Here is a 14,896-nt window from a genome sequence, read left to right as displayed (position 1 = left end):
CCTGGCGCAGCCTATAGATCCGCTCGGCGGCCCGGGCGCAGCGGCTGTGCAGGCCGGCCAGCAGGATCTTCTCCCGGTCGAGGGTCTGGCGCAGGATCGCCAGCAGCCCCTCCTGCTCCTGCAATTCCTTATCCAAACGGGCCAGGCCTTCCTTTAACTCCTGCTCCCGCTGCCTGGCCTGGTGGCCCTGCCACTTCTGATAGGCCTCCCTGGCCTTCTGCCCGGCTTCAAGGTGCTTGGCCCGCGCCAGGTCCAGCTCCCGGTCCAGGCGTTCCACCTCGGCTACCAGGAAGCATATCTCCTCCTCCAGGTGTTCCCGCAGCTCCACCTCCCGGGCGTGCTTCAGGCCCCGGATGACATGCTCCTGGATGGCCACCGTATCCCGCAGCCGGGCAAAAGTTTCCAACTGGCGGCAGATAGCTTCCAACTGCTCCCGGCGCTCTTCCAGGGCTTCCAGCTCCGCCTGGTAGCGCTCGTGGATTTCAAAGTTCTGCCGCAAGAGGTCCAGCTGCAGCTCCTTCTCATCCAGGATATGGTAGACGAAATCCGCACATTATTGATGGGCTTAAAGGAAAGGGCCTTGACGAAAACCGGGAAGAAGCGTTCGCTTACCTGGCCCAGGCGGTTGAGGAGGGCCTTTTGGTAGCCGGTTTTGCTCCGCTCGAAAATATGGCGTCCCGGCAGGTTTTGACAATAGCGGTGAAACTCCTCCCGGTTTTTCCAGCGTTCCGCCGGGCTCCAGAAATCCAGGTCGGCCAGCTGCACCCCGGCGAGGATAAAGTATTCGTCGTCGATGGCATCGTCGCCGTAGACGTCCATCACCACGCCGACAACAAAGGTTTCCCTCTTTTGGTGGTCATAAAACTCGGCGGCGATGTAGCTGGTAAAATCCCCTTCCCGCAAGTACTTCTTTTCTTCCCCGCCGGTTTTGCCCCGCAGGTAGCTGATGAGGGAGCGCCTAGCCTCGTCGTGGGCCGCCGAATTGAAGCGGATCTGCCTCTGGTTGGCCACCAGGAGGACCTGCAGGGCGTCGATGATGGTGGACTTGCCGGCGCTGTTGCGACCGGCAATGAGGGTCTGGCGGCCGAACTAGGTTGAACAGGCCGGGCAGGCAATTTTCCGCCGGCAGGTCGCCCCTCCTGATGCCCGCTGCCATCCATTCCAGGATCCGCGCCAGGTACTGGTCGACGCCGGAGCTGTGCTGGCTTAAATAGCGGGCCCGCTCAAAGGAGGCGCGCAGGTACTGGTTGTGGCGCAGGTCGATCTGGTAAAAGATTTCGTCCAGGCCGCGGTAGATCTCTTCAATGTCCATGAGGGCGCGGCGCAGCTGCTCCGCCGCCTCTTCCCTGCTGGCAAAAAACTCGTTGCGCAGGGCATCTTCCACGGCCCGGGCCAGCCATTCCGGGTCCAGGAGCCACTCCTGGACCGTGGCCAAGATCCGCTGCCGGTAGCGGGAAACATGCCAAAGCGGTTGACCCGGTACTGCTCATAAAAGAGGAGCAGGGCCTCGGCATAAATATATCGGTTCCGGCCGCTGAAAACCTGGAACAGGCGCTCCGGTATCACCTCGAAAAGTTTCATCCGACAGCCCCCGGTGATAAGATGGCCGTTTATCGATGGCTGGATATTAAAATTGCCCGCTAATACCCCCTGCAAGCCTGCAGGGCTACCCGGGCAGATAATATCCTTATTTGATGTTATTCGACACCGTACCTGGAAGTCCTCTTGGTACAAGTTATATTCCGTCGCTTTTATCCGCAAAGATAAAAAACCAGCTCAAACTTAACTCGCGGAAATGCTCCCGGACCTCCCTTGCTGAAGGCCCAGCCACTTTTACTGCTGGCGGAGACTCTACCTACCAGCACCAGAAACCGGCTTAAGAAAGCTTCATATACGCCGCAGTACTTCCCCGGCAAAGCATCCTGTAGCCTGTCCATCTTTTACTGCTACCTGGCCGTTTACCAGAACCCAGCGTACCCCGGTAGCCAGCTGGTTGGGGTTAGCCCGAGTGGCCCGGGAGGCAATGGTTCCCGCGTCGAAGGCTACCACATCGGCTTTGTAGCCGGGTGCCAGCAGGCCGCGGTCCTTTAGACCCATACGCCGGGCCGGCATGAGGGTCATTTTGTGGATGGCCTCTTCCAGGGTGATAACTCCCTTATCTAAACAGTAGTGTCGCAGGATATGCGAGTAGTTGCCGTATGCCCGCGGGTGGATAGCCCGCCCCCGGGGATCCAGCCCGCTGTCGCTGCCAATCATTACCCACGGGTGCTGCAAGGCCAGCAGCAGGTCTTCTTCATGGATAGAATTTCGGCTACTGCCCACATCCCAGCTGGAAAAGGTATAGCCATATACATCGGCGGTAATATCCAGGCCTCCCTGCCGGGCACCATCTAGCAGGCTTAAGACCTGTTTCATTTTACCCCAGTTGCGCCGGCCGGCAGTTTTGATATGGGAATACTGTACCGGTATACCTGCTTGCTGCCCGATCTCTATTGCTTCTTCTACAGCTTTGAAGACCTGGTCCCCTTCGCTGCGAATATGGGTGGCATAAAAACCGCCGTATTCCTTCAGCACCTGGCACAAGTCAATTAGCTCCTGCGTCGTGGCCAGGGACTGGGGCCAGTATTCCAGACCCACTGACAGTCCAAAGGCTCCTTCCTGCAGGGCCGTGGCCAGTTTTTGCTGCATGGCTGCCACTTCTCTGGCCCCGGCGGGCCGCCCTTCCCTGGCTACTGTTGCCTGCCTCAAGTTTTTGTACCCCGCCAGGATCCCCAGGTTAAGGGCCAGCTTGTTAATACCGGCCAGAAAGTCGCCGACCCTGGCCACCGAAGTGCCGCAGTTGCCGCCCAGGTGGGTCGTTACCCCCTGGAGGAGGAACATTTCTCCCCTACCCCCGCTGCCCAGATAAGCTTCCGTATGGGTATGGAGATCAATAAAGCCGGGGCTAAGGACCAGCCCCCGGGCATCTATTTCTACCGCCCCCGGTGCGGCCTGGAAGTCCCCCACGGCGGCGATTTGCTTGCCTTTGATACCAAGATCGCCGGGGTAGGCTTTATCTCCGCTGCCATCGATGATCAGGCCGTGACGGAAAACATAATCGCAGACTACTGACTCCGGTAAAGGCGGAGCCTGCCCGGTCGGGGCTGACTCCGCGGGCTGAGGTTTATTGCCAGCAGCCGGCATTGCCCTTGGTATCAACCCCAGCCAGGATAGGTAGCCCAGGGCCATCAGGGAACCGGTACCTAATAAAAACTGGCGTCGAGAAATTTGCCTGCTCATGGTGAAGCAGGTATTCAACACCAGGGGAATTAATTCCTGCTCAATTGCTAAATTCCTTAAATGCCAGGTTTAGCAAAAAAATTTGTGTCAATCAAAAAGGGGGCCGCTGGGCCTTTAGTAAAATATCAGCACCAGGATCAGTATCAGCGCCGCCAGGGAAAGGGCCATGTAGTCCTCGAGCCTTTCAGTGGCAAAGAGGGAAAGTATTTTGGCCTCATCCCTTTTCCCATCCCGGTAGTCCATAAAATCACCTGCCCTAAGGTTGTTCCGGCACAAAAAGCAGCACCACTATCAGCGCCACCAGGGCTTTTAACAGGCCCGCCACAGTACCCACCAGCAGCGGTTTGCCTCCGGCCCGGCGCAACTCCGCCAAAGATATCTGCATGCCTTCCCCAGCCAGCCCCACGGCAAAGAACCAGCTGTAAAGGTTGCGTATAATTGTTAATTCCCGGGAAGGAGGGGACGTCGGGCCCAACAGGCCAAAGGAGGTAAGTACAACCACGGTTAAAAACCCAAGTACAAACACCGGGAATTTATTCCACAGGCCGGTATTGATGTTCACTTCATCCTCCGGCGGGGCGGAACGGCTGGCAAAGAAGGCCAGGAACAACACCACAAAGGGGAGGAAGATCACCCGGGTAAGGTTGTAAATCTCACCCGTTTTCAGGCTTTCCGAAGCATGGACGGGTGTTCCGGGATCAAAGGTCAGGCATACCGCCAGCACCTGCCCGGAGTTCAATATGCCCGTACCGGCCCAAACGCCGAACTGGTGGGGACTCAAACCCACCGCACTGCCCACCACCGGGAATAGAAACAGGCACACCAGACCGAAGGAAAGAATGGTGGCAATGGCATAAACCACGTCGGCGTTTTTGGCCCGCACGGCCGGAGCTGTGGCCACAATGGCCGCTACACCACATATGGCCGTCCCGGCCGCCAGCGTGGCCGCTCCGGCGGTGTCCATGCCCACCTTTTTGCTCAGCCACAGAGTAAAGCTCAGCATCAGCCCGATGAATCCCACAATGATGAGCACCGCGGTACTGCCCAGCCTGGCCAGGTCCATTACACTGTAAAGGGAACCCAGCAAAATAACCCCCACTTTGATAAAGAGGCGGGATGTAGCTATGCCCGGAGCGGCCCAGGGGGGAATGCCCAGCACATTACCTACAAGCATACCTAAAATAATGGAGATAAGGATATAGTTCAGGTGCAGGACATCAATCAAAACCCTTTTGGCAACAGGACTGGCTGCGAAGCAAGCCTCTAAACCGGGCCACCAGGGGAGCCCCAGGTCAGCTCCACCCCGGGCCAGAACGGCGATGGCCAGCATAAGCAAAATGCCGGAGAGAGTTTTAAAAAAAAGGGAAATTTTGGACAAGGCACCGGCCCTCCTGGAAAATAAAAAAGCCTGTTCGATATTTTATCAAAAAAGAAAAATAAAAAAAAGCCCTGCCCGGTATGCCGGACAGGGTCAGTCGCTTTTGGATAGTTAATATTTAGATCTGGGCCCAGTAATGGCCGAAGATGAGCACCGACAGGATATAACCCAACGGTACGTTTACCGCTACGCCCAGGGTAAAGGCAGCAAGAGGTTTCCAGCCGAAGGCGGTCAGTTCCCGGAACCGCGTGGTAAAACCGATGGAGAGGAAGGTGAAGACAAAGGTCCAGGTCCGCAAGGTCTTGATCGGACCGATAACCTCGGGGTTGAGCACCTTATTGAACTCTTGAGGCGTAAACTGCAGGGCTACAAAGGTAATCAGCAGGGAAGCGATGAAGAAGCCGAAAACGAACTTGGGGAAACGCCACCAGATTTCCATGGCATTTACCCTCTCGCCCCGATCGGCCGCACTGCCGCGCTCCCACACCACACAGGCGATAACGGCCATGATAAAGGACCACAGGCCGATCCAGATATCCCGGCCTACCACCTTCATCAAGGTGAAGGAACGGATGGCCGCTTCGTCCCCGATGGCCGCAGCTGCCGCAAATCCCGCCGCATCGGCGAATTCGGAAGTACCGATCCAGGCACCGGCTATACCGGCCGGCATGCCCATGGCCTTGGCCACTATGGGCAGGAAAAAGATCATCACAATGGCCCAGATCACTACCATGGAGATAGAGATGGAAACGTGTTCCTTTTTGGCCTTCACTGCACCCCCCAGGGCAATACAGGCCGACACGCCGCAGATGGAACCACCGGCCGCCAGAGTGGCGCCAAAACGTTTGTCCAGACCGAAGAGACGGGTGGCGGCAAAGAAAATGGCCAGAAAAGTGCTCACCGACACAATGGTAGCCTGCAGGAAGGCCACCGGACCGGCCTGGATGATCAGGGTAAAGGGCAGGGTGGCACCAAGTAAAACGATACCCGTTTTTACATAGAATTCTGTGCGAAAAGTGGTATCCAACCATTTGGGTAACTTGAAAACGTTACTGATGATCATGCCCAGCAACAGGGCTAAAAGCGGCGGCTCCAGGTTCAGGTCGATAGCCGTCTTCCAGGAACCGGCTACCAGGATGACCGTAGAAACCAGGAACAGGAGTGTAAACCCAACGATAAATTCCCTGACCTTAAAGCCCATGATAGCGCTGCTGATGGTGAAAAGAGTAGTAAAGAGCAAATAAAGACCAACATACCAGGTCCATTTAGCAGCAAAATGCTTGGTAACGGCACTGAAGTCCACCCAGGTGGGCGGTGCCACGGCAATGGGTTTGATGGAACTGCCGGCATAGAAAAACAGCAGGGCGCCCAGTACAACGCCTAGGCCCATCCATATGGCCCAGTAATCTTCCTTCTTCCACAATTCGGACCAGCCCTGTTGCGTTTTTACTGCCGGTTTTGGCATGGCTATTTCCGCATGTCCATTCACGTGTTACCCCTCCCAGAATAAATTCCTGTGCTTGCGTCCATAATCACTTATTCTTCGATATTTTTGCTTTGCGCTCACAATCCCTTATCTGCCTACCCTCCCCCTCCTCTTTATGGTTTCATTATTAGTTTCATTTATGATTTCAATTAGTTATACTTAACTTATCTCATCGCTGCGGGATAATCAACTGCTTTAGAGCAACATGACCACTTTTGTCAGGCAGATGAACGGTAATGCTACTTAAAATGAACATTTTTATTCACCTGAGAGACAGTTATTATTCAGGAAATGCGGTAATTCTGGGAGATAGTTCCTCGATTTTCGGATATCTCCAAAAGGTGCCCGCAGGATTTACATTAGCTACGCCGTAAGTTATACTTTAGTCGGCAAAAACAACTTAACCAACCCCGGGGCGAAGGTGGAAAAAGTGGTTACAAATAGTAGATTCTGGCCGCTAAGGGCAGTTATGCCGGTCCTGGTGCTGTTACCAACACTGCTGTTACTCTATACCGGCTACACTTTACCCCGGCAATTACACCAACTACAGCGGGAATTGCAAAGCCAGTTGAAATTCCAGGAAATATCAGCCGACATTTATCACTTAACCACCAGCGTTCAGGAATATATTTTCTATGGCGATTTGCAGGCACTGAACAATTTCCGCCAGTACAGTGCGCAAATGGTAAATAAGGAACTGGAACTTTATAACCTGGTGGAGCAATCCAAAAAACAAGACGTGGCGCAATTAATGGCCCTGAGCAAGGCCTATAACTCCTTTGTGGAACGGGAAGTAATACCCGGTAGACAGCTCGAGGCCAATGAAAACCGTGAACTTTTACTGTGGCAATACCGGGATCTCTCCCGGCAACTGGTTGACCGGGCGGATGCGCTGCGTGATGCCGGCCTGCAGGAAAATAACGCTCTGCTGGAGTATACGGTGGCTCTTTTAAATAAGGAAGGGCTCTTTATGCTGCTCCTTTCCCTTTTCTCCCTGGGCGCGGTTATCTGGGAAGTTGTGGCGGCCCGGCAGTGGCTGGCCCATTATTTCTGCCTGCGCAGCCTGGCAAAGGATTCCCCGGATGCAATAATGTTTGTAGACCGGAAGGAGAGGTTGCAGTATGTGAACCGTTCCGCCGCAAATCTTTTCCACGTACCGAAAGAGGCGGTGGCAGGGAAAAGCCTGGGGGAAATCCTGACCATGTATCCCCACCTGCAGAGCATAGTGCAGCCCCTTTATGATGCCCTTTTGCAAAATGAAAAAATTACGGATTATCAATTGAGTTATGGCCGGGAGGAAGGCAAGCTCCTTCTTACGGTAGACTGCACCCCTATCTACCTTTTTAAAAAACCCGCCGGCGCTGTACTGGTGGCCCGGAAAACACCGGAACCAAAGAACAGCAATATTTTACTGGATACCATTGAAAGAGAAAGGAAACGCCTCTCCATTGAAATTCACGACTGGATCGGGCGGTATATGTCCAGCATCATCCACGGCCTGGATTATGTGCTGCGGGTAAACGGGGGCCGGCTACCGGCGGAAGTCCAGGAGAACCTGCTCATGCTGCGCACCCAGTGCCAAAATGCCGCCATCGACATGCGAGGCATCATGAACGACATTCACCCCTATCTCATCGAAAAGGTAGGGCTGATCCCGGCACTGGAGTCCTACAGCACCAACTTTGAACGCATCCATAACAAGAAAGTCTATATTTTTTACCGCCAGCGCTCCTTACAATTGGACCGGGAAAAGGAAATACTGGTTTACCGCATTATTCAGGAAGCCCTGACAAACGTGGCCAAACACTCGCCGGCCACAGAGGTGGACATTCACTTCAGCGAAACAAAAGATACCCTGCAGATAGAGATTGTAGATAACGGAGGAGGGCAGGAAACCGCACCGGTACCGGGAAAAGGGCTGTGGGGGATGAAAGAACGGGCCAGGTTAATTGGTGGGGACCTGGTTTACGGTTTCGTAGACGGTGGCTTTTGTGTCACCCTGACCCTACCAAAAGCAGGAGGCGGAAAAGCGGATGGACAAGATCGGCATCATGCTGGTGGACGACCATAATATCTTTCGAGAAGGTTTAAAGAAATTGATTGATATGGAAGAAAACATGCAGGTGGTGGCCGAGGCAGACTCCTGCACCCAGGCATTGCAAAATCTCAGCCGGGACGTGGATATTGTGCTCCTGGATATCGGTCTGCCGGACGGGGACGGGCTGGATCTCTGTGAACGCATGACTCAATCCTGCCTCCATTTGAAATTCGTGGCTCTGACCACTTATGATGACGTGACTTTTATCCGCAAAGCCATGGAACGGGGCGTACACGGATTTGTACCAAAATATGCCTTCTTTGACGAGATCAAGTCAGCCATTAATATGGTACACAAGGGCGGCACCTACCTTTATCCCGGGCTGCAGGCAGAATTGCTGTTAAATCCTTCTACCCCCGGCCTTTCCGACCTGGAATCCAGTATCCTGCAGTTCATTGCTCGGGGCGAAAGCCAGAAGGAAGTGGCCGCCAAACTCTACATCAGCCTTTCTACATTGCGCCGCAGAATTAGAGGCATATGCACCAAACTGGGGGTCAAAACCCTGGAGGAGGCCCTGGCGGTGGCCGCCCGCAAAGGCCTGGTGCGGTAAACTACGGGTGGGAGGATGCGATGAAAAAAAACCTGACGGCAAACAGCGCCGGGTTAATGTTTATCGTGATCTTTTTTTTAAGCACCATTACCATGCTCTTTATTATCGAATTCCGCTTTTTAAAGGACATTATCACCGACTACGAGGAAAGTATCCGCCAGGTTGCCGTTAATAAAACCAATCTCTTTCTAAACGACCTGCTGGCCGTCACCGAAGGAGCGGCCAGGAAACTGGCCGGGCAGAACAAAAAAGAAGATGGTTTAAAGGAGCTGGCCTTTTTCGACCACCGCATCACCGGCGCATATATCCTCGAGGCCGGGGGCCGGGTCGTCGGCCAGACGGCAGATACACCACCCGGTGACCTGCCCCTGGACAGGGAATGGGAAAAGATGCCACATCAGGGAAGCCAGGTTCTGGGAGTACATGCGAATAACGGTGTCCAAATGGTAGTAACCGTAATCACACCACTTGGAAAAGAATGGCTGGCGATAGATTACAGTATTGCGGATTTTCAACAAGAGCTCAGCCAGGAATTTCTGGGCAATACCTGTAAAGTGGCAGTTTTTGATAACCATAACTATCCTGTGATGTGGCCCTTTGAACGGGAAGCACTGGAGCAGTTTACCGGCCGGGAAGAAATTTTTTTTACCAACCATCTGCAGTATGATGTCAGTTCCCAGGAAGTGGGGCAACCTCCCTGGAAGCTGTACTTTTTCCTGCGGGCTAACTATTTCGACACTTACCGCATCATTACCATCATGTTTTTACTCTTTGCCCTTTACTGCTCCCTCTACCAGTTCCTTGTAGAGTTATGGGGTGTGAACAGCGCCAATTCCTATTTTGAAAATATCGATTTTACCATTTTTAACTATGTAAATGAAGGTGTTATCATTTCCAATAATGCCGGACGGGTGATCTTTGCCAATAAGGCGGCTCACGACATTTTCACCGCTAAAGGCCCGTTAAAGGGGGTAAAATTACAGGAAATCCTGGGTCACATCGGCGATGTCCCGGGCAAACAGAATAAATACGGCACCCTGACCCTGAAAACTGCCGACCGCCTGCTACAGGCCATTCATTCCCCAATCATTAAAAAGAGCAAGGTTCTGGGTGCTCTTACGGTGATCGGGGTAAACACCCGGGAAGAAGAAACATGTAGCCGGGTCCTGTCCCGGTTGATGGAAGCCCTGTCCCAGGGAGTGGTATATGTGGACCGGAACCACAAGGTGGTCCAGGCCAATCTCATGGCCCGGTGTTACCTCGGCAGCCTGGATACGGGCATGAGCATCGATGCCGTAGACCCTGAACTGGCAGGTTTCATTTATCGGAACATGGGCTCCCGGTCCATTCAAAGGGTACAGCTTGCCTCCCGCAACTTGACCTGCGAAGTGATTTTCGTCTATGACGAAGAAGGCGTTTACGCTGGAACACTAGTGCTCATCAACGGACCGGAAGGAACCGGTCCCAAGCAGGATGGGGCGCAGGTGTGAGATGGCTACCACCGCGATATTCTCTAAAGAAAGGACGTGCGACGGTCCATGGTTAACCACCGGGTTACAGTTATCCTGAAACTCTTTGAAAGAAACTGGCTCCCCCACGAGATTCCTCCCATGGATAAAATCAGGGGAGTTGAAATGGTGCGGCCGGAAGATGTGCGTGACCTGGGCCATTTCCTGCAGGAACGCCTGGAGCGGGTGGCCGCCATCATGGAGCTTTTGCTGGCCCGGGGCTGGAACTGCCGCGGTACCCGCCAGGCCATTATCCTGGACGGTGAAGACCTGGAAGCCCATGAGGTGAAAGAGTTACTGCTGGAACAGGGATTTCAACCCTGCGAATTTGAGATCAAACTGGATTATACCCGCAAGTGGGGGATCATGTAAAAATTAGCCGGTGCTGCCAATGGCGCCGGCTAACATAACCGCTTCCAGGAGATTATTCACTCCACCTTATAATCCACCCCGCCATCAAGAAAATACAGGTGAGCTTCTTTGACGGGGCGGTTAAAGATGGTGGCCACAGCGCGGGTGTAAAAATGGACCTGCTCCTGGTAGGAGGCCGGCGGGTCGGGGGGGACTTTCCCCGTCTTGAAATCCAGGAGCAAAAAGCCGTCTTCCTCGTCTACCAGGCAGTCGATGATCCCCTGGACCAGGATTGCCTCGCCGGAGGCCATAGCCGGCGGCAGGCCGGGGTAGAGCTCGCCGGCGGGTATGGCCAGGGAGAAGGGGAGTTCCCGCTTTACTTTACCGGGCCGGGCCAGAAGGCGCTGCCCCAGGGGGCCGGCAAAAAAGGTTACGATGGCGCCGGTATCAACGGCGGCCGCCTGTTCCGGCGTCAGGATCTCCCGCTCTACCAGTTCCTGCAGCAGCCCGGCCAGGGTCGCCGGCGTCACCGGCCTCTGCAGGTCGACGTGCTGCAGGACCAGGTGGGTGGCGGTACCGCGCTCGGCGGCCGTCAGGCCCTGCTGCTCCTGGAGAAAGACCGGCCGCCGGGTAAAACCGTTACCGCCGGGTCGTAGAGGGGTATCGCCCTCGTTAAAGACATCAAAGCGCCGCTTCAGGTCGGTGGCGGCCAGTTTAACCGGCAGGGCGGTCAGGGGCTGCCACGGGTACACCCAGGAGAGGCGCCGGGCCACCTCCTGCCGTAGCCAGGTGTGGCCAGTTTCGCCCCTGGTCCCCGGTTCATCCGGAACACCCGAACCGCCCGGCCCATCCCCGGTAGTTGCGGACACAGTCCCTGCAGCGCCGGCCACGCCGGCAGCAGCGTTCCGCCCTGGAGGTAATACTCCCGGAGAAACCTGAGCCCCTGGACCCGTTTCAGGGAGTACAGGTTCTCTTAACACCTCTAGCTGCCAGCAGGACGGGTCATCCAGGAGATAGCCCCTGTCTACTCCGGCCAGTTGCCGCAAAGGTGCGCCGTGGACATGCCGGGCCAGGGCAGCAGCCAGCCAGTCCAGGTGGTTTCTCGCCCGGGCCATGAGCATGGGAGGTAACTGCTCGCCAGCGGCGTACAGGCCGGTGCACCAGATTTCTGCCTGGCGGGGTAAATTCCTGGCCGAGCCCACCAGGATGAGTTTCTCCCGGGCCCGGGTCAAAGCGACATAGAAGATGCGGACCTCTTCGCTTAAGGCTTCCAGGCGCAGGCGGTGGGCTGCCGCCAGGTAGGGCAAAGTCGGATACTTAATGCCGGCGGCAGCATCCAGGTAGAGAGGCGCCAGGCCCAGCTTGCCGTGGAGGAGAACATCCCCGGAAAGATCCTGGAAGTTAAAGCCTTTACCCAGGTCGGCCACAATCACCACCGGGAACTCCAGCCCCTTGGCTTTATGGATGCTCATAATGCGAACGACGTTTTCCTTTTCTCCCAGGGCCCGGGCCGTGCCCAGGTCGCCTCCATTTTGCTGCAGCCGTTCGATAAAACGCAAAAAGCGAAACAGGCCGTGGCGGGCAAAACCTTCAAACTGGCGCGCCCGGTCCAGGAGGGCGCGCAGGTTCGCCTGGCGCTGGGCGCCTCCCGGCAGGCCGCCCACGAACTCCAGGTATCCTGTCTCCCGATACAGCTGCCAGATGAGGTCCCCCAGGGGCTGGCGGCGGGCCATGGTCCGCCACCTGTCCAGGCGGGCTAAAAAGCCGCGCAGGCGGGCGGCCAGGTCCTTTTCCCGGGCGGCATCTCCCTCTTCCCTTTCTGCCCCGGAAGAAGGAGGCAGGTCCCCTCCTGCTGAGGTACAGGGAGGCTGGACACCACCTGCCGGGGAACAGGAGTTCCGGCCGGGCAATTCACCGGCAACCGGAGAAATAGCCCCTGAACCCAGGCCAGAATCCCCAAAGCAGTCACCAGCCGTCACGCGCTGCTCCTCCCCGGCTCCGGCGGCCTTCATGACGGCGGTAAAGAAATCTTCCCCGGGGGCCGCCAGGCGGGTGCGTGCCAGTTCCCCGGCCGTCAGCCCCACCAGGGGGGAGCGTAGTACGGCCGCCAGGGGGATATCCTGGTGGGGGTTGTCGATTACCCGCAGCAGGGAGAGGATGGTTTCAACTTCTGTGGCGGCAAAGTAACCGCTGCCCAGGTCGGCGTAGGCCGGTATGTCATTCTGCTGCAGGACTTCGATAAATACCGGCGCCCGGTCTTGCGTGGCCCGCAGCAGGATGACTATATCCCGGTAGGTTACATCCCGGTAGGCCTGCCTTTCCGGGTCCCAGACCTGGCATTCCGGCCCGGGCCGTTCCGGTGTTCCCTGGACCATCTGCCGGATGCGCCGGGCCACGAGCCACGCCTCCCGCTCCAGGGCCGTTAAATCTTCCGGGTCCAATTGCCCGGCCACCGCACCCGCGGCGGCTGCTTCCCCGCCGCCGGCCGCCGTATCTAACGGGGCTGCCGTTCCTTCCCCTGCCCCTGGCGTTTCTTCTCCAGGTGCTACCTCGCCATCGCCTCCCGTCTGCCTTTCCTGGAGGTAAACTTCTATCGCCGGCGTTGCGGCCGCCGGGTGTTCCGGGTAGCCGGCCCGGCTAACTAAGGCCGCAGCGGCGTCATAATCCAGTTCCCCCACCAAAGGAGAAAAGACCTGGCGGAAGATAAAGTTTACCCCGTCAACTATCCCCTGGCGGCTGCGGAAATTGGCCTTAAGGAGGATGCGGCGATTTAACTCCCCTTCCCTTTCCTGGTACTGGCGGTATTTAACCAGGAAAAGCTCCGGGTTGGCCAGGCGGAAGCGGTAAATGCTCTGCTTGACATCGCCTACCATGAAGAGATTTGGGGCCGCGGCAGCCGGCAGGGCTGTCCCCTGGCCGGAAGCCTGGCCAGGGCCGTCACAGGGGGAGATTACTTCCTGGCGGGAAACCAGGGCCAGGATGGCGTCCTGGATGCTGTTTATGTCCTGGTACTCGTCCACCAGTACCTCTTCAAAACGCCGGCGCAGTTCCATGGCTAATGCCGAGGGCCGCAGCTCGCCGGGCCGGGCTTCCGGGTCCAGGAGGACCTGCAGGCACAGGTGCTCCAGGTCGCCGAAGTCCACCAGGCCGCGGCGGCGTTTAAGCTCCCTGAAGGCCGCGTCAAAGCGGCGGACCACCTCCACCAGGGCCGTCACCAGTTCCCTTACACGATCCAGTTCGGCCCTGATGGCAGCTTCATCGCGGCAGAATTCTTCCTGCAACTCTTTGAGCAGCTTTTTCGCCTGGTCCCGGTAGCCGGTGGCCTTTTCCTTCAGCCTTTCATCCACGCTCCCGCCCCGGACGGCCTTCAGCCTGCCGAAACTAAAGGCCGTCAGGCGCTCACACACCTGGTTCCATGTAAGGCAGTCCAGCCCGGCCAGGAGGCCGGCCACCTGGCTTTCCTCCCTTTCCAGGTTGTCCAGGTAGATGGCCGGACCGCCGGGGCTGGCGGCCAACCTCATGGCCTCACGGAGGTAAAAGGCCGCCTCCTGCAGCCGCAAGGCAATTACTTCTTTGATTTCCCGGTACCAGGGGAGAGATTCCAGGGGAGTACCGGCAGGCACACGATAGGCTGCCACCGCTTCCTCCAGCCAAGCCTCCGGCCAGGGGAGGCTCCTGGTAAACTCCCAGACCTTTAACACCAGCTCCACCAGGTTGGCATCGCCGCGGCCGCCTAAACTATCGGCCAGGTCGGTAATGGGTCCACCCTCGGGCTCGGCGGCAAAGCATTCTTCCAGTACCTGGTCCATTACCTCCAACTGCAGGAGGTCGGCCTCGGCCGGGTCCATGACCCGGAAGCCCGGGTCGAGGTCCAGGCGGTAAAAATAGGTACGCACGACCCAGAGGCAAAAGGAGTGGATGGTGCTGATGTGGGCGCGGTTCAACAGCAGGAGCTGGCGCCTTAAACCTTTATTTTCCGGCTGCCGGGCGACGGCCGCTTCCAGGGCGGCCCCTATCCGCTGGCGCATCTCGGCAGCGGCGGCCTCGGTAAAGGTTACCACCAGTAGGTTTTCCAGGCTGACGGGTGCTTCCGGATCCGTCAGGCGCTGGATAATGCGTTCCACCAGGACGGCCGTCTTGCCGGCCCCGGCGGCGGCAGCCACTAAAAGGTTGGCCCGGCGCGCCCGGATGGCGGCCAGCTGTTCCTCCGTCCAGCGGCGCTTCTCGCCTTCACTGGTCATCAGGT

At 56.8% G+C, this 14,896-nt stretch carries 11 protein-coding genes; 4 read left to right on the top strand and 7 right to left on the bottom strand.

Features of this window, described 5'->3' with window-relative positions:
• Window positions 1–342: 342 nt before the first annotated feature.
• The 6 genes from MOST_RS00610 to MOST_RS00590 all read right to left on the bottom strand — a co-directional run bounded on the left by MOST_RS00610 (window position 343) and on the right by MOST_RS00590 (window position 6,122).
• Window positions 343–1,035 carry a hypothetical protein gene (locus tag MOST_RS00610; RefSeq protein WP_244267159.1) on the bottom strand — a complete coding sequence of 231 codons (693 nt, stop codon included), beginning with the start codon at window positions 1,033–1,035 and terminating at the stop codon, window positions 343–345.
• Window positions 959–1,435: a Wadjet anti-phage system protein JetA family protein gene (locus MOST_RS00605; RefSeq protein WP_161952781.1), complete on the bottom strand. Its 477-nt coding sequence runs from the start codon at window positions 1,433–1,435 to the stop codon at window positions 959–961. Before MOST_RS00605 ends, MOST_RS00610 begins: the two co-directional genes overlap by 77 nt.
• 452 nt (window positions 1,436–1,887) lie before the next feature.
• Complete coding sequence (locus MOST_RS00600; protein WP_054937577.1) at window positions 1,888–3,300, bottom strand: N-acyl-D-amino-acid deacylase family protein; 1,413 nt, start codon at window positions 3,298–3,300, stop codon at window positions 1,888–1,890.
• 93 nt (window positions 3,301–3,393) lie between these two features.
• Complete coding sequence (locus MOST_RS18105; RefSeq protein ID WP_277995716.1) at window positions 3,394–3,522, bottom strand: hypothetical protein; 129 nt, start codon at window positions 3,520–3,522, stop codon at window positions 3,394–3,396.
• 13 nt (window positions 3,523–3,535) lie between these two features.
• Window positions 3,536–4,657 carry a YeiH family protein gene (locus MOST_RS00595; protein ID WP_208974856.1) on the bottom strand — a complete coding sequence of 374 codons (1,122 nt, stop codon included), beginning with the start codon at window positions 4,655–4,657 and terminating at the stop codon, window positions 3,536–3,538.
• Between the two features lie 118 nt (window positions 4,658–4,775).
• Window positions 4,776–6,122 (bottom strand): YeiH family protein, encoded by a 1,347-nt coding sequence (locus MOST_RS00590; protein ID WP_054937585.1) that lies wholly within the window; start codon window positions 6,120–6,122, stop codon window positions 4,776–4,778.
• Between the two features lie 451 nt (window positions 6,123–6,573).
• Here MOST_RS00590 and MOST_RS00585 point away from each other — a divergent pair, with 451 nt between their 5' ends.
• The 4 genes from MOST_RS00585 (at window position 6,574) to MOST_RS00570 (ending at window position 10,671) form a co-directional block, all read left to right on the top strand.
• Window positions 6,574–8,214: a sensor histidine kinase gene (locus MOST_RS00585; protein ID WP_054937576.1), complete on the top strand. Its 1,641-nt coding sequence runs from the start codon at window positions 6,574–6,576 to the stop codon at window positions 8,212–8,214.
• The gene (locus tag MOST_RS00580) at window positions 8,177–8,791 is read left to right on the top strand and encodes a response regulator transcription factor (protein ID WP_054937575.1); all 615 of its coding nucleotides are present in this window, start codon (window positions 8,177–8,179) and stop codon (window positions 8,789–8,791) included. Before MOST_RS00585 ends, MOST_RS00580 begins: the two co-directional genes overlap by 38 nt.
• 20 nt (window positions 8,792–8,811) lie before the next feature.
• Entirely contained in the window at window positions 8,812–10,281 is a 1,470-nt protein-coding gene (locus tag MOST_RS00575; protein WP_054937574.1) for a PAS domain-containing protein, read from the top strand.
• A gap of 120 nt (window positions 10,282–10,401) precedes the next feature.
• Complete coding sequence (locus tag MOST_RS00570; RefSeq protein WP_153060768.1) at window positions 10,402–10,671, top strand: hypothetical protein; 270 nt, start codon at window positions 10,402–10,404, stop codon at window positions 10,669–10,671.
• A gap of 56 nt (window positions 10,672–10,727) precedes the next feature.
• Here MOST_RS00570 and MOST_RS18100 read toward each other — a convergent pair whose 3' ends face one another.
• Window positions 10,728–14,891, bottom strand: a complete 4,164-nt coding sequence (locus MOST_RS18100) for a UvrD-helicase domain-containing protein (protein ID WP_054937572.1) — start codon at window positions 14,889–14,891, stop codon at window positions 10,728–10,730.
• Window positions 14,892–14,896 lie beyond the last annotated feature (5 nt).

This window comes from Neomoorella stamsii, from assembly GCF_002995805.1.
Taxonomy (GTDB): Bacteria; Bacillota; DSM-521; order Neomoorellales; family Neomoorellaceae; genus Neomoorella; species Neomoorella stamsii.
Note: the sequence above shows the minus strand (reverse complement) of the source record. Positions and strands in the feature narration are given on the sequence as shown.